The organism is Microcoleus sp. CAWBG27, assembly GCF_020883145.1.
Classification (GTDB): domain Bacteria; phylum Cyanobacteriota; class Cyanobacteriia; order Cyanobacteriales; family Microcoleaceae; genus Microcoleus.
Genome location: NZ_JAHREU010000056.1, coordinates 37,740 through 54,117, shown reverse-complemented (window position 1 = coordinate 54,117; position 16,378 = coordinate 37,740). Strand labels below are relative to the sequence as shown.

General features: G+C 43.1%; 18 protein-coding genes. 12 read left to right on the top strand and 6 right to left on the bottom strand.

Annotated elements, in window-relative coordinates:
* Positions 1–169: 169 nt before the first annotated feature.
* Together QZ938_RS24830 and QZ938_RS24825 are read left to right on the top strand one after the other, a co-directional pair.
* A complete protein-coding gene (locus QZ938_RS24830; RefSeq protein ID WP_293351656.1) occupies positions 170–505 on the top strand; it encodes a nucleotidyltransferase domain-containing protein in 336 nt (111 codons plus the stop codon).
* Complete coding sequence (locus tag QZ938_RS24825) at positions 502–897, top strand: HEPN domain-containing protein (protein ID WP_293351654.1); 396 nt, start codon at positions 502–504, stop codon at positions 895–897. The genes QZ938_RS24830 and QZ938_RS24825 overlap by 4 nt, the downstream gene beginning before the upstream one ends.
* Positions 898–953: 56 nt before the next feature.
* On the opposite strand, the gene QZ938_RS24820 is transcribed toward QZ938_RS24825, so the two are convergent.
* The gene (locus QZ938_RS24820) at positions 954–2,054 is read right to left on the bottom strand and encodes a hypothetical protein (RefSeq protein ID WP_293351652.1); all 1,101 of its coding nucleotides are present in this window, start codon (positions 2,052–2,054) and stop codon (positions 954–956) included.
* Positions 2,055–2,224: 170 nt separating this feature from the next.
* Between QZ938_RS24820 and QZ938_RS24815 the strand changes: the two genes are divergently transcribed.
* The 9 genes from QZ938_RS24815 (at position 2,225) to QZ938_RS24775 (ending at position 9,887) form a co-directional block, all read left to right on the top strand.
* The gene (locus QZ938_RS24815; protein WP_293351650.1) at positions 2,225–2,491 is read left to right on the top strand and encodes a hypothetical protein; all 267 of its coding nucleotides are present in this window, start codon (positions 2,225–2,227) and stop codon (positions 2,489–2,491) included.
* 374 nt (positions 2,492–2,865) lie between these two features.
* The gene (locus tag QZ938_RS24810) at positions 2,866–3,072 is read left to right on the top strand and encodes a hypothetical protein (RefSeq protein WP_293351648.1); all 207 of its coding nucleotides are present in this window, start codon (positions 2,866–2,868) and stop codon (positions 3,070–3,072) included.
* 426 nt (positions 3,073–3,498) lie between these two features.
* The gene (locus QZ938_RS24805; protein ID WP_293351646.1) at positions 3,499–4,554 is read left to right on the top strand and encodes a ParM/StbA family protein; all 1,056 of its coding nucleotides are present in this window, start codon (positions 3,499–3,501) and stop codon (positions 4,552–4,554) included.
* A gap of 276 nt (positions 4,555–4,830) precedes the next feature.
* A complete protein-coding gene (locus tag QZ938_RS24800; RefSeq protein ID WP_293351644.1) occupies positions 4,831–5,367 on the top strand; it encodes a hypothetical protein in 537 nt (178 codons plus the stop codon).
* Positions 5,368–5,766: 399 nt separating this feature from the next.
* Positions 5,767–6,747 carry a hypothetical protein gene (locus tag QZ938_RS24795; RefSeq protein WP_293351642.1) on the top strand — a complete coding sequence of 327 codons (981 nt, stop codon included), beginning with the start codon at positions 5,767–5,769 and terminating at the stop codon, positions 6,745–6,747.
* A 51-nt stretch (positions 6,748–6,798) separates the two neighbouring features.
* Positions 6,799–7,548, top strand: a complete 750-nt coding sequence (locus QZ938_RS24790; protein WP_293351640.1) for a hypothetical protein — start codon at positions 6,799–6,801, stop codon at positions 7,546–7,548.
* A gap of 277 nt (positions 7,549–7,825) precedes the next feature.
* The gene (locus QZ938_RS24785; RefSeq protein WP_293351638.1) at positions 7,826–8,404 is read left to right on the top strand and encodes a hypothetical protein; all 579 of its coding nucleotides are present in this window, start codon (positions 7,826–7,828) and stop codon (positions 8,402–8,404) included.
* Between the two features lie 26 nt (positions 8,405–8,430).
* On the top strand, positions 8,431–9,501 hold the full coding sequence (locus QZ938_RS24780; protein WP_293351636.1) for a hypothetical protein: 1,071 nt from the start codon (positions 8,431–8,433) through the stop codon (positions 9,499–9,501).
* Positions 9,502–9,560: 59 nt separating this feature from the next.
* Positions 9,561–9,887, top strand: a complete 327-nt coding sequence (locus tag QZ938_RS24775) for a hypothetical protein (protein ID WP_293351634.1) — start codon at positions 9,561–9,563, stop codon at positions 9,885–9,887.
* Between the two features lie 176 nt (positions 9,888–10,063).
* Here QZ938_RS24775 and QZ938_RS24770 read toward each other — a convergent pair whose 3' ends face one another.
* The 5 genes from QZ938_RS24770 to ssb all read right to left on the bottom strand — a co-directional run bounded on the left by QZ938_RS24770 (position 10,064) and on the right by ssb (position 12,673).
* Positions 10,064–10,444 (bottom strand): DUF6876 family protein, encoded by a 381-nt coding sequence (locus QZ938_RS24770; RefSeq protein ID WP_293351632.1) that lies wholly within the window; start codon positions 10,442–10,444, stop codon positions 10,064–10,066.
* Between the two features lie 134 nt (positions 10,445–10,578).
* Positions 10,579–10,851, bottom strand: coding sequence for a hypothetical protein (locus tag QZ938_RS24765; protein WP_293351630.1), 273 nt, complete (start codon positions 10,849–10,851; stop codon positions 10,579–10,581).
* Between the two features lie 41 nt (positions 10,852–10,892).
* Positions 10,893–11,384: a hypothetical protein gene (locus tag QZ938_RS24760; RefSeq protein ID WP_293351628.1), complete on the bottom strand. Its 492-nt coding sequence runs from the start codon at positions 11,382–11,384 to the stop codon at positions 10,893–10,895.
* 205 nt (positions 11,385–11,589) lie between these two features.
* Positions 11,590–12,087 (bottom strand): hypothetical protein, encoded by a 498-nt coding sequence (locus tag QZ938_RS24755; protein ID WP_293351626.1) that lies wholly within the window; start codon positions 12,085–12,087, stop codon positions 11,590–11,592.
* A gap of 184 nt (positions 12,088–12,271) precedes the next feature.
* Positions 12,272–12,673, bottom strand: a complete 402-nt coding sequence (gene ssb / locus QZ938_RS24750) for a single-stranded DNA-binding protein (protein ID WP_293351624.1) — start codon at positions 12,671–12,673, stop codon at positions 12,272–12,274.
* 285 nt (positions 12,674–12,958) lie between these two features.
* Between ssb and drmD the strand changes: the two genes are divergently transcribed.
* Positions 12,959–16,249 carry a DISARM system SNF2-like helicase DrmD gene (gene drmD, locus QZ938_RS24745; RefSeq protein WP_293351622.1) on the top strand — a complete coding sequence of 1,097 codons (3,291 nt, stop codon included), beginning with the start codon at positions 12,959–12,961 and terminating at the stop codon, positions 16,247–16,249.
* Positions 16,250–16,378: the final 129 nt, after the last annotated feature.

Below are 16,378 nucleotides of genomic sequence, written 5' to 3'. Positions count from 1 at the left end.
ATAACACCCGTTTTGAATTTGTGTCCTTAACAAAGGATGAAGATATCAAGGAGCCGGATGAGGCGAAAGTTTCACGTCCGGTTTTGAAGGAGAGGTAGGGGTAGTAATGCCCCTATCGACTCTAACAATATCTTAACTAAAAAAATCATCGATTGGCTTATAAACAACTATGCCAACTTCAACGATTGATGTTCAACTCAAAGAAATTATTGCCAAAACCCGCCAGGGATTAGAAAATCTTTATGGCGAACAGTTAATCCGAATCATTCTATATGGTTCCCAAGCCAGAGGCGATGCTAGACCGGACTCCGATATTGATATATTAATCCTTCTCAAAGAACCCTTCAATTACTCCCAAGAAAGCGAGCGTATTTCTGTTTTGATTGCCGATATATGCTTAGAACATACTGTCGTGATTAGCTGTATGTTTGCCACACTTCAGAAGTACCAAGAGTATGAAAGCGGTTTCTTTCGCAATATCCGTCGCGAAGGAGTCCCAATTTGAACCTAGAGCAAGAAAGGTTACTTGATAAAGCTGATAGAACTTTGCAGGCTGCACGGGTTTTATGTGACCAAGGCTTTTTTGATTCTGCCGCTTCCCGCGCTTATTATGTGATGTTTTACATAGTCACTGCATTTTTGGAGTCAGAGAAATTATCTTATTCTCGCCACTCCGCTGTCATCGCCGGTTTCGGTCAAAAATTTGCTCGTTCGGGGCGGGTTCCGGTGCAGTTCCATCGTTACCTAATAGATGCCCAAAAAACTCGATTAGAAGCTGATTATAACGCTGATATACAAATCTCACAAACAGACGCAGTGCAAACAATAGATCGGGCAGAAGAAATGCTCAACTTTGCTTTGGCAAATATTGATTCTATTTCTCCATCCTCTCCTTGATTCAGGAGATAGCCTGCTTTCCACTCCTGCACCCGCCAACTAAAGTTGTGAGGCACTCAGTCAAGTTTGTGTCTGTTCTCAATTTGTTCTAAATACAGCAATTCTGTGGGTGTAAGAGCCGTTGCTCTTTCTAACAAGTTCAAAATTTCTACTTCAAACGGATCTAGATTCCCTAATTGGTGAAGTCTGTCAGTGCGATCGCAAATTTCTTGAAGTCCCGGTTGACTTTCGAGCGGCACGACGGTAAGGGCCGAGTGTTTGAAGGTATGCAAGTTCATTGTAACGGTGGGGATGTGTCGCATCCACACGGCAGCCGTTTTCTCGCCGACCGACTGAATGCGCCCCAACCGGCCGTTAGCATCTGGGCGATCGGGCGCGTACACTTCTACTAAGGAGCCAATTTTGAGCGTCAAGTGGTGGGCGATAGTAGGTTCACCTTCAGGTTTTACTTTTTGCTTGCGCCTGTTCTCAAACCCCTGTAAAGTTTTGGCAACCTTAGCCGGACTGCTGCGAGCGTCAATCGCCAAAGCGATGACCTGCTTCTTGGTCATCCCCGCCGAGCGAGTCAATATTTTCCACTTCATATCCTCTCCTCCAATAGAACTCAGGGTGTCTACTGCTTTAGTAAACTCAGCGTCTCTGCGAATTGTTTTTGGGGAAGCATTGAACTGTGTCCCCAACTTTTCCTCTGTTTTCAAGTGGTCATTTTGACCACTTGATTTTCTGTCTCCGCCGTGGGACTGCTTTGTCAGCTCGTACCAAGTGCCACGCAAATAGCTAACCGATTCAGACGTGAGGTTGCGGCGGCCCAGTTGATTGAGGAGCATCCAGACCTTGACTGCATTCCGGCTGTCGAAAGACATCTCTACAGTTTGGTAGGGGATGCCGTGTGTCACACAAATAGCATAGCGGTTGTAGCCGTCGATCAGAATTTTTTCCTCAGTCCAAACCACCAAAGGGTCTCGACACCCTTCCTCAAGAATACTGGATTCTAAGGCAGCGAACTCGATCGCACTCAAAGGAGGGATAAGCGCTTTGAATTCTGGGTCAATCCGCAGCGAATCCGCAACAGCGTGGTGGCGCTTTCCTGTTGAGCCTCGCAAAACTACGAACGGTTGACGCTGCTCGTTCCCCGATGTCTCCTGAGTTGTGTGCATTTTCTTGTGCCTCCTTAAATAAGTCAGTCTTTCACTTGCCAGCAACAAAGCCAAACACCAGCTTGAAGAGAATTGCTGGTATAGGTTTATTCCATATTATATATAGTAACATGGAAATAAACCAACAATGTGGGATAATAAAGAAAATAGAGAAAGGATAATGTGGCCCAATGCCCCCAAGAAAAGGAACGCAGCTCCACCCCAACTCTCTGGCTAATTTGAAGTTAGGCGGAGGCGAACCTCGATATGAGGAGCCAAAGAAGCAAAGGAACATTCAGGTGACATCTGCGGGATGGGAAGGTTTTCGAGCTATTGCCAGAGAGCGGGGATTGAGCTTGAGCGAGTTGATTGAACAGATTGGTAGGCGAAAGATTACTTTGGCTGATGCCGATGAACCGAGTCCAAAAATTTTCCTTTCCAGGGGAAGAATTGGATGACAATTCAGATCTTTCAAGCGATGAAAACTAATTTGAAAAAGCTATGAAAACTAATCTGAAATTGTTCGCGATAAATTAGCCGGCTCTAGCCTCGATCTCGCTCCATGAGGACATCAAATGCTGTATGTGTCGGGATGTTTGCCCTTGGTGTTCAGGGGGCAACAAGCGCCCCCAAACCATTACAGGTTAGTGTTTTCGCGCTATCGTTCCCTGAAAAAAATTAGCTTATTGACAAAAAGATATCAAACATATTCAATGCGTTTTTGGGTATTGGCTTCTTGAATTTTTAACAGTAGATATTCTATTCGCCAGCTTGGCTCCCTCCAATTGCTGCAAACCTATGCCACAAAAAAGTCAACTTTCTACAAAATTTTATGTCCATTACGCCTACCTTACCACCCAAAATTGAAGCACTTCTCCGCCAACGTGCCGAGAATACAGGGCAGGATATAGCCAGTATTGTTCTCGCCGTCCTCGCTTTCGGGCTCAGCTTTGATGAAAGCGATTTCTTTGAAGCGCTGGAAGGCATTCAACGCGGACTTGATGATTTCGAGCAAGGTCAATTTTCCAGCCTAGAATAATTTATCGCCGAACAGAACCGAAAATACGGACTTTCCCTGGAAGTGTGACTATCAGTTTCGCGCTTTCGCTGCTGCGAGAATCTGCGACAAGCAATGCGTAATTTCAAGAAAACCACGGCGCAACCGTGGTTTTTGGTTTGAGGTCAATACTGACTGTAAAAATATTAACAAGTTTCCAGATAACTCTTAACGATCGCGCAAATATTAACAATCTTTCATATAAATCTTAACGATCGCGCAAATATTAACTCAAATTTTTCACGCTTTTTGAAAAAATAGATATATCTTTTGGTCGATCGCTAAAATAGTCCCCTTTGGGTTAAAAAGGTAAAAAGCAATTAATTATTTGAGCTTTTGACGGTCGTTAAATAATTAACTGCGATACCAATCATTCATGTTTGATACTAATCATTCATGCGTAAAAATATGGCATTATCAGCAAAAAAATTAGTAGCTAGCGTAGACTTCGGAGGCTGTGGGGTGAAGTCAGTAATGAGCTCATCCAAGGGTGTCAAATTGACTTCAAGCTATATGGAACCCTATGCAGTATCAGTGCCACATTCCAGCGCTGCCGAGTTGCAGGTATCCCTGAAGCTATCCGACCCCGAAAACTGCTGCTGGGTTGGCTGGAACGGTCAGTACGTGGCACTGGGATACTTGGCAGGAACGCACTTTTTGGGAAAGGAGCGATTGGCAGAAGCAAAGGTTGCTACGGCAGTATACAAAGTTTTGGGGATGCTGTGGGTGGCTTCTGAGAGGTTGGAATTGGGTTCTCAGTTTGATGCTTCTCTGTCGCTGCTGCTTCCAGCTAACGAAATGCACTCGAAATTAGCCCTAACTGAAAGGATAAAAGAAGTAGCTAAGAATTTTGTGACACCGACAGGAGAAATTCAAGTAAATGTTAGTACAGTACGCTGTTTGCCAGAAGGTGCAGGGATATTTTACTTGCTAGCAGCTCGGATGCCAAATGAGCTGAGAAAGTCGGACATTGCAATAGCGATGTTGGGGTACCGAAACGCATCAATATTGGTATCGAGGCGAGGAACTTTAGAAGTAATTTCTACTTCAAATTTAGGATTTCACGCACTGATTAGAGAGGTGTCCAAGCGAACCAATAACACGTATCCTGAAGAACTGGTTTCAGTGGTAGCTGCTGGGGGATGGGCCGGTAACAAGTTGAGCTTTGAACTGTCGGCAGCGGTTAAGGAAGCGCAACCGCTTTACTTTGGAGTGCTGGAAAATTGGCTGAAAAACTCGATACCAAAAAGTTGTAAGCAACTTGTATTTTGTGGTGGAACAGCCGATTATTTAAAGTTGAAATTAGAGGAGACTTTTGTCACAAACTTTAAGCTGATTTGGCACGCAGGCGAAAGTTTACCTCATTCTTTAGATGGTTTTGAGTTGGGTAACAGGTTGCTGGATGCTTACGGTGTTTACTTAGCAGAAACTGTTGTCCCAGGAGAGTTATCAGTTAACCGTTAAATTATTGACATTTCTGGACGCATTGAGATGTAGTTATGTCATTTACGTTTGGTTTCATTTCACTGCGTTATGTAAGTTCTATTGGAGTGATTTAACCACAGAGGACACAGAGAACGCAGAGGAGAATTCAGAGAGATGAATAATTTCTATGAATTATATATTTGATATCCAGAAAGGTTTTCAGCAACTTTAAAGGCGATAAAATGTCTAAGCTTCACTAGCAAAAATGTCGAGAGTGCGTAAGTCCTAATTGATTTATAGGAAGGAGGAAAAACTGTGGATAACATTGAAAAAAATCAGGATTCGGCTCAAAAATTAACCCGTAGTTCAACTACAGCATACACTCAAATAACTGTGAAACTGAGAGGTTTAGAAGGCACATCCGACAGCGAAATTTTGGAGTTATTCTCTGGTGTTGACGAAAAGGAGATTGCAGAAATTTATGTTTGGCCGGCGTTGAGATTAATGTGGAAACTCCGTGCCAAGGAAGTTGCAGGTTGCCGGGATGACAGAAAATTAAAAGAGTGTGCTGAGTGGATGCGACGAGAACTCAGAGAGGTGGACAGTCGTGCTAGTTCGTATTTAGAAGAATTACCCCTAACTTCAATTAATGCGGGCGATTATAAACAATTAGTTTTGTGGTGTTTTGAGGTTTTAAAAAGAATGTCTGGTTCGGCTAGTTCTGTTGCAAATACAGATATTTCAGTAGGGGAAAGATATGCAGAAGAGTCTTTATCAGAGAATCAGATGTCGGAAGAAGCAGCTCGGATTATGGCGTTGAAGTCGCTCCAAAACCTGAGCGATAGCTTTTAAAAGGTTGGGACTTAACAGCAATTTCAGAAGCTGATTGTTGAAATTCAATCAAGAAGTTGTTCCTAAACCTGAGCGATAGCTTTAAAAAGGTTGAAATTTAACAGCGATTTGAGCAATCAGTTTCTGAAATTCAATCAAGAATTGGCTCCCAAATCTAAGCGATAGCTTTAAAAAGGTTGAAATTTAACAGCGATTCCAGTAATCAGTTTTTGAAAATCAATCAAGAAGTCGCTCTCAAATCTGAGCGATAGCTTTAAAAAGGTTCAAGTTAACAGCAATTTTAGCAATAAATTTCTTACATTCAATCGAGAAGTGGCTCCCAAATCTGAGCGATAACTTTAAAAAGGTTGAAAGTTAACAGCGATTTCAGCAATCAGTTCCTGATATTAAATCAAAAAGATGGCTAGGAAAAAACAAGAATTAGGAGATGCTATGGATGGAGAAAATGGAGCCGTAGGTTTTGCTGCTGACGGCAAATACAACTACGGTTTAGATGGAACTCAAAATGGACAAGAAGGTGTAGCAGCCGCAGATTCCAAACAGTTGTTTTCGCTTCCGGAACAGGCACACTGGGTACATTTTTGGGGAGGAGAATCAGGTGGTGTTGGCAAGTCAACTTGCTGCCGCTTGATGGTACATTATTTGAGCGAGAAATTGAAAAGAGAAGATTTTTGTGTTATAGACTGCGATCGCACAAAACCTGACGTTTCTAATTGGTACGGCGGACAGTTGGGGGAGAGGTGCATTACCAGTTTGTTTTCAGAATCAGAAGAACTTTCCTCTGAAGCAGATGCAATTATTGAGAAAGCTATGGTGCAAGATGCGATCGTAAATTTGCCAGCTCAGGCATTCGATTCTTTTAAAGAGTGGGCTCGCCGCAATGCTCTTGCAGATGTGGTAAAAGAGCTTGGAATAGCGCCGGTGATGTGGTTTGTTTCTGACGGGACGCCTTCGTCTTTAGCGCTTTTTGCTGATTCAATGCGGGAGTTTGGTTCTTGGATGCGACACGTTTGGGTGCGTAACTACGGCCGGGAAAAAAGCGAAGTGGCTTGGCAGGCTTTGGAAGAGCGGGAAGCTTTTATGAAGCTTAAACCCGAAAAAACTCCTTTGCTGTACGCTTCAGTTGAAATGGAAATTGCGGGGGTTTCTAATTTCGATGGAGCAGGTGTATCTGGATGTTTCATTATGAACGTGCCGGCGATGTACGCGCCAGATCGAAAAATCTTTGAGGAAGAACAGAAGCCTTTAAAAATAGTAGCAGAAACTATGAGGTCTGGAAAACCCTTATTTAGTATTAGAAGCCGAAAGTTTCTGGAAGATGTCTGCACTCAATTTGACATAGTGATGACTCATATGGGAGCAAAAAATGAAAAGTTTTAGCTTTTAGTCATAGTTTTGATGTAGTAAATTAGCCTTAATAAAGGAGTAAAAATGGAAAACTTTAGCTTTGAATTGTGCGATTATGCAAAGCCTTTCCTGCACTTTGTAGGAGGGGAAAGCGACGCCAGCGGTAAGTCTGTTGTCGCCAAGCTTTTGGCAGAGTGGATTCCAAGCTGTGCGTTATTTGATGCGGGGAGAGGTGGCAATTTGAAGAAGTTTTTTAAATCTAAATGTGAAATTATGGAACCTCCGCGCTGTGACGATCTCGATTGGGCTTGTGAGGCGCTGGAATTAGTTCGTCAGGGGCGATCGGCAATTATCGATTTACCGGGGCGGCGATCAAGCGAATTTGCCTGCTGGGCTGCATCTAACAGCGTTGGTAGTGCTGCTTCCGAGAATGGGTGGGGTATTTTCCTATGGTGGGTTTGTGACGGTACGGTTGAGTCTAAATCAGCCCTGCAAAAATCTTTGGAATTAACCGGAGGCGAATTCATACATATTTTGGTACGCAATTTACATTTTGAGAATTATTGGGCAGACTCTACCAGCAAGTGGGAATGGTGCGGCGAAGATTGGTTTTTGGAAAGGGAAGAGGCAGGCAATTTGAAGTCGATCGATCTGCCAAAACTGACTGCCGGACACATGAATTGGATTTCCCGCACGGGCGTTACTTTTTTGAACGCACTTTCTGCAAAAGATGCGATCGGCAATTTTGAATTTTATGCAAAAACGCGATCGGCTGTATTTCGATTCGTGAGAGCTAGTTTCGAGCAATTATCGAGTTGCAATGAAAGTTGGTAGCTGACATTTGACAGTTGATAGTTGACATTTGACAGTTGATATTCGGGTTTTTAGGATGAAATTTAAACAGTTAACAATTAATAGTTGATAGGGTGTTTTTTGGTATCCGCTCAATAATCCGGGGTAAATCGCTCAACGATGCACCTCAAATTAGGAAAAATCGTTCCTGAGTGGGTAGTCCGCCCCGACAGATTGAGCGGATACGTTTTTTAGATATTATTTCAATAATTGACAGTTAAGATTTGACATTTCTTTACTGTAAAGGAGAATGTAAAAGGTGAACAAAACAGAGTTCGACATAGAAGATTTTGACAGCGATCCAGAACTAGATTCCGGTAAAACCGCAGTTTTGGATTACGAAAGAATTCGGGAAATAGTTAAGTGGTTTGCCCCAGAAAATATACCGACTAGCGTCGAAGAGTTTAAAAAAGATGTAGTAGAAGAACTTTCTAAGAACCACGATGTTTCTCCGAACGACCCCGAATTTGACACTCTTCTGAGAATGCAGAGGTTAGAACTTCTGCTGCGATTGCTTCCATCTATATTTGATGGAGTATTTTTCAATTGGTTGGAGCGGGTTAATAGCATTACGAAAGAGCAGTCAGAGTGGCTGTTTGAGGTGAAAGCTGTAGCTGAGCATTACGCGCTCAAGGCAAATGCTTCGGCACTTGAACCGTTATCTAAACCAGATGGGGCTTTTTTGGGGTCAGGAGTTACTCGAAGCGGGAAAACATTAGATTTAAAATTTCTGCTAGCAGGCGGGCTCTTTTCACTACTTACATTTGTAGGAGGTTATCAATTAGCTTTATCGAATTGCCCGTCTCATTTAACATTGCCACAGCAGAAAACGAAGTAATTTAACAATAAAAAAGGATGGTTAATATGCCAGCAAGAAAAGCAAAGATAGCAGAAAAAGAAGTAGTAGCAGAGCCGCCAAGAGCAGATTTAGATCGGCAAGTTACTGCTGTTGCGGAGGATTCGTCTAAGGCTGTGTATTTGGTAGATTTGATGTCAAAATCGAATCAGAAAGCCTTGTTTGGAGAAAAAGGCGATCGCCCAAACGATATTGCTTTAGCGGCAGTAGTAAACGACGCTAAAGGAGTACAGAAAGCCGCTACAGAGGCTGGGTACGAAGTAAAAGGTTCAGTTGATACAATAGGGCGCGTCGCAATGAAATCGCTGGGTGTCAGTGCAGAACCCGGTACAGCACCGGCTGTTTTCAAAAGTCAGCACGGTGACAGTGCTAGTAGGTTAGATTCTGCCAAATCAATGGTGAAACAAGACCCTACACCGGCTACTACCATTGACATTCACTTAAAGGTTAAAGAATCGACTCCTCAAGCATATGAGGCGGTGTGTCCGGCATCTTTGAAGCAGCAGCATTCGGAAGTATATTCGATTCGGAGAATCAATAAGGAAATTCAAGAACAATCTTGGAAATCGTCATCGGAGGATGCCTATGCTCTTGGCTCGATTAAACCGATTCAAGACTTATATCAATCCGAAGCGACTGCGAGATTTACCAGAATAAAAGAAGAGGTTCAACCGAAGGTTGATGGTATTTCATTGAACAGTTTTGTAGAATGGGCTGCGGACGCTCAAAAGCTGCACCGCAGTCCAGAATATCAAGACCGAGTTCAGAATGCTGGCAGAATGAAAGTAACAGGTGATGTACTTGATACGAAGACTTTATCAGAGTCTTTGAAACAGTATGAAGCAAGCATCCAGCAAGCGGACAACGGTAAAGTTCATTTGAAGAACGAGCGCATAGAAAGTCGCCCGACGCCTGTTGCTGTCCGAGAATATAAGGAGGAAATGAAAGCAGTTCATTACGAGTCAATGCCCAAACAATGGGATGTTGTCCAGCAGTATATGGAAAAAGATCGGGAATCTGCTTCTAAGCTCCAAGCATTACCAGCTAAGAGCAAAAATTCTTCGGAATTGGGAGGTTGATTCTAGGTTTGTGTTAAATTTTTTCGATTTCAATTCCAAGGTAAAAACCCGGAGTTTTTATGGTATTAGATGTTGTTTCAGCCAAAAATACTTTGAGAGACATTAGGTATTTGTTGATGCCTCAAGACATTCCAGAATATGCGGTTTATTGCGTTTGTGGTGTACCGTCTTATAAATTTTGTCCCAGTCTACCAGGCGATGACGGCTTTTGGGTTGTAGGGGGAGAAGAGCGAAATGATTTAATGAACAAATCAGAAATTAAGCAATTGTGGGAATTTGAAGAGGCAATGATTTTTGATGGTGAGCTGGTTTACGGTGTGAAAGAAGGTCAATTAGTTGAAAACAAGTATTTATTGCTGCGGCAGAAATTTTTAGAAGTGATCTGATTTTTGTCTTTGTCACAGTCTTTCAAAAAAAAAGGAAACGTGCAACCATTGCACGTTTCCTCCATTATGCTGTTAATACCATTTTTCTATGAAGCTGCATGGAATAGATCCTTTATCGGAAAGGATTTTAGGCTTTCCATGGAGTGCAGCTTCATAGTGAATTGGTGTAAATAAGTTTAGTATTCGGACGGTAATAGCAAAGTGGTGTTGCACAACCACAGCTTAATTTCGTCAAGCGGGAAGTCCGAAAACTCTATTTCTTGGCTGTAGGCGGGTGGTGTTTCTGAATCCTCCTTACAAGACAGCAAAAATTTACATTCCTGCTGTCTTCTGAGTTCCCAGATTTGGAATCCTTGGAGCATTTCATTGCCAGATTTTTTGATTTCTGGTTGGTATGAGGCAATTGCATCGATTAACCAAGTACATTCTGCTTCTCGAACGAGGAACATGACACCTTCCGTTAGCCCGAGCGTCGTCTGAATTAGCCGATGAGTGTACAATGTTTCACTACCGCCAAAGCCCGGTAGTAACTCCAGCAATTCTTCTTTTGTTTTCATATATTTGAGTTGTGATTTATCAAAAACTCGGCGCGAAGCGCTATTATGATTGGGTAGTAAAAAAAAAGAGAATTAGTTGACTCTGAAGTTATAATTCTCTTTTTTAACATTTATCGTCAGTTTTTCCGAGTTTTTCAGAATCCTAATGGTTCAATGTGGCAAGAATCTTGGCAAGTGCAATGGAGCTTTTGAAGGCGTTCTAATTCTTCAATTTTCGCAGTTGTTAGGTGGGTTAAAGTCAAATTGAGGTGGTTGATTAAACTTGATAAAGCTTCTACACTTTCCGTACCAAACTTCAGCGTTATGCTGGTTTCATTGAAGCCTTCAAATAGCGTTACCGTGTCAGGGCTGGAGCAGCAAGTAGTTAAGCTGCTGACATATACGACGTGGCTTGATGTAATTTTCATGGTAGTTTTTAGCTTGTGAATGTGAATGCGAATTTACGCTGTTACTGGCGCGGAGCGCTTGCTAGCCTTGATTGGCGAGAAAACCATTTGGCAAAATTAGTACAGTCTACTAATTTCCATCCTACCTGGGCGCAAATTTGGTGGGCATTTTGAAGTTCTTCTTCAGTGAGATTTTTGTATTTTTGTGCTTGACCATTTTTTGTGAACAAGTAAGTTTGGTAAAAGTGACCAACTTTTGCGTAACCTACTGTTTTAGTGATTGTTTCTGGCTTCAGTAAAAAGTCAGGGCAGTGCCAGACTTTCACTTCTAGTTGACAAGTATTGATTCTTTTTGAGTGGCGGATTTGGCAATCACCCCATCCGTGGGTTATTAGAAGATTCATGAATTTTTCGGCTGCTGCTTGCGAATCGAATCCAAAATAGGCAGTTTGTCTTGTGCCTTGAGGATTGATTATTTCGCCGGATTTTTGAGAGTGGAGGATAAATTTCCATCCTTCATTGAGCAAAGTTATTTGTGGGAAAATTTCTGCCATTTTTTTAGTTCTGAGCTGAGTTCAATTACACAGCGCAGAGCGCCAACTACATAGAGTTGGTATTTATACTCTACTGGTTGGGCTTACAGCAATATTATTGCAAAATATTTGACAACTTATTTAACCATTTATTTAATATGTATAAGTTATCAAATCGGAGAGTTTTGAAAAAAATCCCCAAATAGGGGATTTTTCCTAAACTCATCTAAAACGGAATGTGAGTATATTCACTCTCATTTAGTTCCATCTCAGGTTGAAAGCTGCTCTCAAACGCAGTCAGTTCTGCTTCCGATTGCTGTTTAGAAACAGGTTTTGATTTGGACTGCGGTTGAAATTGCGGTTTTGTTTTGCCTTGACTTTTTGCAGTTGGTTTTGATGCAAATTCCGATTTGATTTGAGTTTCTGGCTGTGGTTCTGTGTTGATTTCCGCTATTTCCGCATCTTCTATATTGAAGAGAGGAATATTTTCTTCAAATGTGATGTATCCTTTACAGGTACACAAAACTTTGTCAGTATTTTGAGACTCTATGAGTTCGGCAGACAAATTTCTAGCAGAGAATGGAATGCTAGCAAATTCCATGTCTTCCCGACCGCGAAACTGAAAAATTCCAGTGCCTGTAACAAGGCTATTCTCGCCTTGCTGTCTGAAGTTATACTCGTCATCTTTTATGACGATGAGAGATAGCGTGCAAGTTTGCATCATGAGAGTTTTTCCTGTATTTATGTGGTTGATTGCTAATATTCGATGCCGCGATACCAAATTTACATAAAGTCGCATAGAATTCCAGGGTAACAAAATCGAAACCTGACTTTGTTTTCAGCTTGTCTATGTTCTATGCAGCTTCATAATAAATTGGTATGATTATTCGTTTCAGCAAAGATAGATGTTAAAATACCTTTGCGGAAACAGGAGTTTTGCCGTTGTGGTTGTAGGCAATCTTTCCAAAAGAGTTTACTTTGGGAAGAGTTGCGGTTTGTGTTTCTCGATCGCGTTTTTCTAGGAGAGTTACGCGCTGGATTTTTACAACCAGTTTTGAATGAAATTCGCCGTTGTGTCCCGTCCAGCTTTCGACGCTTACTTGACCTTCGACACCGACGAGGCTGCCTTTTCTGGTGTAATTGGTAAGTACCTCACCTGTTTTTCCCCAAGCTTCAATGGAAAACCAGTCAGTTTCATCAGACATCTTTCTTTTGATGGCAAGAGAAGATTTTGTCACAGACGATCCAGATTGAAAGTAGGTGATTTCTGGATCTCGACCGAGGCGACCTACAAGCATAATTGTGTTCATGCAAATTCCTTTTTAATTGTTGTAGATTTTGCGCGTAGCGCTCTTATTAATCAATTTATTTTAATTAAATACAGTTAATTGCTATTAACATCACCGCGTCTCCCAGCACAAATTCCACACATCGCCTAGCATCGGGGGCTAAGTTCTTTCGTTAACTCTGTTGCGAGTGCTGCTGCTTTTGTGGCTCCCATTCCATTTGCCCACATTGCGGCTACGCGATTGGAATAGCAAAAAAATATCACTAAAAATATTTACAGAAAAAACGATCGCAAGTAAAGTAGCAAAATGCAACTAAAAACTGGGCAAATTGTCAAGGTGCGATCGCGCCAATACCTCGTCGAAGAAGTCGCACCCAAATTCTCGGAGGATACAGACACCTTAGTGCGACTGTCGTGCTTAGAAGATGATGCCTTGGGAGAAAGCCTCGAAGTCCTGTGGGAGCGAGAAGTTGACGCCGTAGCGATCGGCAATAACTCTTGGGATTCCGTCGCGAAGCGGGGCTTCGACAATCCTAAACTCTTCTCAGCTTACCTGCACACCCTGCGCTGGAACTGCGTTACTTCAACCGAACCCAAGCTATTTCAATCCCCCTACCGAGCAGGCATCGAAGTTAAAGCTTACCAGTTAGAACCTCTCCGCAAAGCCTTACTCATGCCGAGAGTTGGGTTATTTATTGCCGACGACGTAGGCTTGGGCAAAACGATCGAGGCGGGACTGATTTTGCGGGAAATGCTGATCCGCCAGAAAGTGCGACGGGTGGTGATTTCTTGCCCCCCGACTGTCGTGCGGCAGTGGCAAGAAGAAATGGAAAGCCGCTTCGGGCTCAGTTTCATAATTTGCGATCGCTCCTTTGTGGCCACCTGCCGGCGCGATCGCGGGTACGGCATCAACCCCTGGACAACACACACCCGCTTCATCATCTCCCATGCTTTGCTCAGAGATGAAACCTACACCGGCCCACTGCGAGATTGGCTGGGCGAATTTGCAGCCGCATCGATGCTGATTTTAGATGAAGCGCACAATGCCGCCCCTGCCAGCGGTGCTAAATATGCCGTTGATTCCCAGCTAACTCGCACAGTGCGAGATTTAGCGCCTCGTTTTGAACATAAGTTATTTCTCTCAGCAACGCCTCACAACGGCCATTCTAATAGTTTTGCAGCGTTGTTAGAAATTTTAGATCCGCAGCGGTTTTGCCGGGGTGTCCCCGTGCGCGATCGCAAATTACTCGACTCGGTAATGGTGCGCCGTCTCAAGCGAGACTTGCGGGAAATTGGCGATGATTTTCCGAGAAGGGAAGTGATTGCAATCTCGATCAACAATCTGCCTGAAACTGCACCCGAACTCCAACTTTCGCGCTTGCTGCAACACTATCGAGAATTGCGAGAAGAGCGATTGCAAGGTGAATCTCGCAGCAACCAAGCAGCGGCGATGTTAGTAATTACCAATTTGCAAAAGCGCTTGCTGTCATCTATTGAAGCCTTTACTCGCACGTTGAAAGTTCACCGAGTAGCTTTAGAAAAGCAAGTTTCTAAACAGCCAATTTTGCGGTTAGAACGCTTACAACTGCTGTCTGAATCGGCGGGAGGTGATGATGAGCGGGCGGAACTGCCCGAGGAAGAAGTGCAGGCAGAAGAAGACGCGCAAATGGCAGCGGCAACTGCTAATAGTTTATCACAAATTACCCAGCGAGAACAAGAGATTTTGTCAGAAATGGCGGAAATTGCCAATGCTGCTCGTTATCAACCTGACCCGAGAATTGTTAAGTTAATTGAGTGGATTAGAGAAAATCTGTGTCCTGATTTAGGGCAGCCAAATGCTCAATGGTTAGAGCGGCGCGTCCTGATTTTCACAGAATATACGGATACCAAACGTTACTTAGAAGAACAATTGCGATCTGCCTTCGCCAATTCTCACTTAGAACACCAACGAATCGGCGTTTTTCATGGTGGCATTGGCGAGGAACGGCGCGAGGCTATTAAACAGGCATTTAACAGCGACCCAGCCAGCAATCCCCTCCGCATTTTGATTGCCACAGATGCAGCACGAGAAGGGATAAACTTACAAAATTATTGTGCTGATTTATTCCATTTTGACATACCTTGGAATCCCAGTCGCATGGAACAACGCAACGGTCGCATTGATAGGAAGCTTCAGCGTTCGCCTGTTGTTAATTGCCATTATTTTGTATTGCCGCAGCGAATTGAAGATCGAGTTTTAGAGGTTTTAATTCAGAAGACAAAAACCATTCAAGCAGAGTTGGGAACTTTGACACCTGTTGTTGAAAAAAGTATGTCTCGTTTGCTGCATAATGGGATTATTCATAAAGAACTGGGAAAAATTACTCAATCCCTTGAAGAAATATCTGTAAGCTGCGTCAGTCCTAATTCAAGTGGGCAGTTAGAAACATTTAATACAGACGCACCCTACAAAATAAACTCAGAAACAATTAATCCTAACACATCCACCGCTATTGGCGAAGAATTAGAAGAAATTCGCCTTCGCAAACAAGACCTCACTAAACAGATTTCCGAACTCCAAGAAATGCTCAAGAAATCGCGGGATTGGTTGGGTTTAGATGACCGCCATTTCCGGGATGCAATCTCCGCTTCTTTGGAAATTTTAGGTGCACAGCAACTCAAACCCATTGACGTAATCGCAGCAAACCACAATCCAGAAACAGCGAAATGGGAAATTCCTGCACTTAACCAACGAGTCGGGGCAGATCCAACTTGGACAGTGACGCTGGATACCTTGAGAAAACCTCGCCAAAAAAGTCAGCAACTGTGGGATTGGCGTAGGGAATCTCCCATCCGACCAGTAGTTTTTCGTGACCCAGGTTCTCTGGATGGCGAAGTGGTACACTTGCATTTAGAACACAAAATTGTGCAGCGATTATTGGGACGATTTTTAGCCCAAGGATTTCTACATGATGAATTAACTCGCGCTTGTATTTGTCTCACCGATGACCCGATTCCTAAAGTTATTGCCTTGGGGAGATTGTCACTTTATGGAGAAGGTGCTACCCGACTTCATGATGAAGTAATTGCCGTTGCTGCGGAGTGGATAGATCCGGCAAATAGGGGGCGGAAAAAACTGAAGCCTTTGGGAGAGGGAGAGAAAGAAAATGTATTGGAATTGCTAGAAAATTCTTTGGCAAATCCGCGATTGCGAGAGGTTTCTGAAGGGGTAAAGATTCGCCTAAAGGAAAGTGCGTCTCAGGATGTTGAGGAGTTAATTCCGAACCTGGAAAGTCGGGCAGAAGTATTAGCCCAAAGGGCAAAGCGGAAGTTAAATGAGCGCGGTTTGAAAGAAGCAACTGAGATGAAGAAAATTTTAGAACAGCAGCAACAGCGTATTTTAGCACGGCAACAAGAAACTCAAGCGATTCAGTTATCTCTTTTTCCAGAAGAGGAACAGCGACAAGTGGATGCTGATAGGCGTTATTGGCAGAAACGTCTGCAAGGTTTGTCTGAGGAATTAGTGAAAGAACCGGCTCGAATTGAAGCGATTTATCAGGTAAAAGCGGTGCGAATTGAACCAGTGGGGTTAATGTATTTATATCCGGTGTCGGGTTGAGTCGGGGTAGGGTGCGTCAGAGTCTAGGTAGGGTGCGTCAGGTGATTATTCATAGTTATAGTTGGGTATTTTAAAGCTGACGCACCTTACAATTATACAATTTAGGGAACAGCTAAAATCAGGAGGAAC

Bases quoted from the DNA above. Each gene is read 5' to 3' on its own strand.
- QZ938_RS24765 (WP_293351630.1), bottom strand. From the start codon at position 10,851: ATGAAAATTACATCAAGCCACGTCGTATATGTCAGCAGCTTAACTACT.
- QZ938_RS24815 (WP_293351650.1), top strand. From the start codon at position 2,225: ATGCCCCCAAGAAAAGGAACGCAGCTCCACCCCAACTCTCTGGCTAAT.
- QZ938_RS24830 (WP_293351656.1), top strand. From the start codon at position 170: ATGCCAACTTCAACGATTGATGTTCAACTCAAAGAAATTATTGCCAAA.
- QZ938_RS24820 (WP_293351652.1), bottom strand. From the start codon at position 2,054: ATGCACACAACTCAGGAGACATCGGGGAACGAGCAGCGTCAACCGTTC.
- QZ938_RS24770 (WP_293351632.1), bottom strand. From the start codon at position 10,444: ATGAAAACAAAAGAAGAATTGCTGGAGTTACTACCGGGCTTTGGCGGT.
- QZ938_RS24780 (WP_293351636.1), top strand. From the start codon at position 8,431: ATGCCAGCAAGAAAAGCAAAGATAGCAGAAAAAGAAGTAGTAGCAGAG.
- QZ938_RS24810 (WP_293351648.1), top strand. From the start codon at position 2,866: ATGTCCATTACGCCTACCTTACCACCCAAAATTGAAGCACTTCTCCGC.
- QZ938_RS24790 (WP_293351640.1), top strand. From the start codon at position 6,799: ATGGAAAACTTTAGCTTTGAATTGTGCGATTATGCAAAGCCTTTCCTG.
- QZ938_RS24755 (WP_293351626.1), bottom strand. From the start codon at position 12,087: ATGATGCAAACTTGCACGCTATCTCTCATCGTCATAAAAGATGACGAG.
- QZ938_RS24760 (WP_293351628.1), bottom strand. From the start codon at position 11,384: ATGGCAGAAATTTTCCCACAAATAACTTTGCTCAATGAAGGATGGAAA.
- QZ938_RS24795 (WP_293351642.1), top strand. From the start codon at position 5,767: ATGGCTAGGAAAAAACAAGAATTAGGAGATGCTATGGATGGAGAAAAT.
- drmD (WP_293351622.1), top strand. From the start codon at position 12,959: ATGCAACTAAAAACTGGGCAAATTGTCAAGGTGCGATCGCGCCAATAC.
- QZ938_RS24805 (WP_293351646.1), top strand. From the start codon at position 3,499: ATGGCATTATCAGCAAAAAAATTAGTAGCTAGCGTAGACTTCGGAGGC.
- ssb (WP_293351624.1), bottom strand. From the start codon at position 12,673: ATGAACACAATTATGCTTGTAGGTCGCCTCGGTCGAGATCCAGAAATC.
- QZ938_RS24775 (WP_293351634.1), top strand. From the start codon at position 9,561: ATGGTATTAGATGTTGTTTCAGCCAAAAATACTTTGAGAGACATTAGG.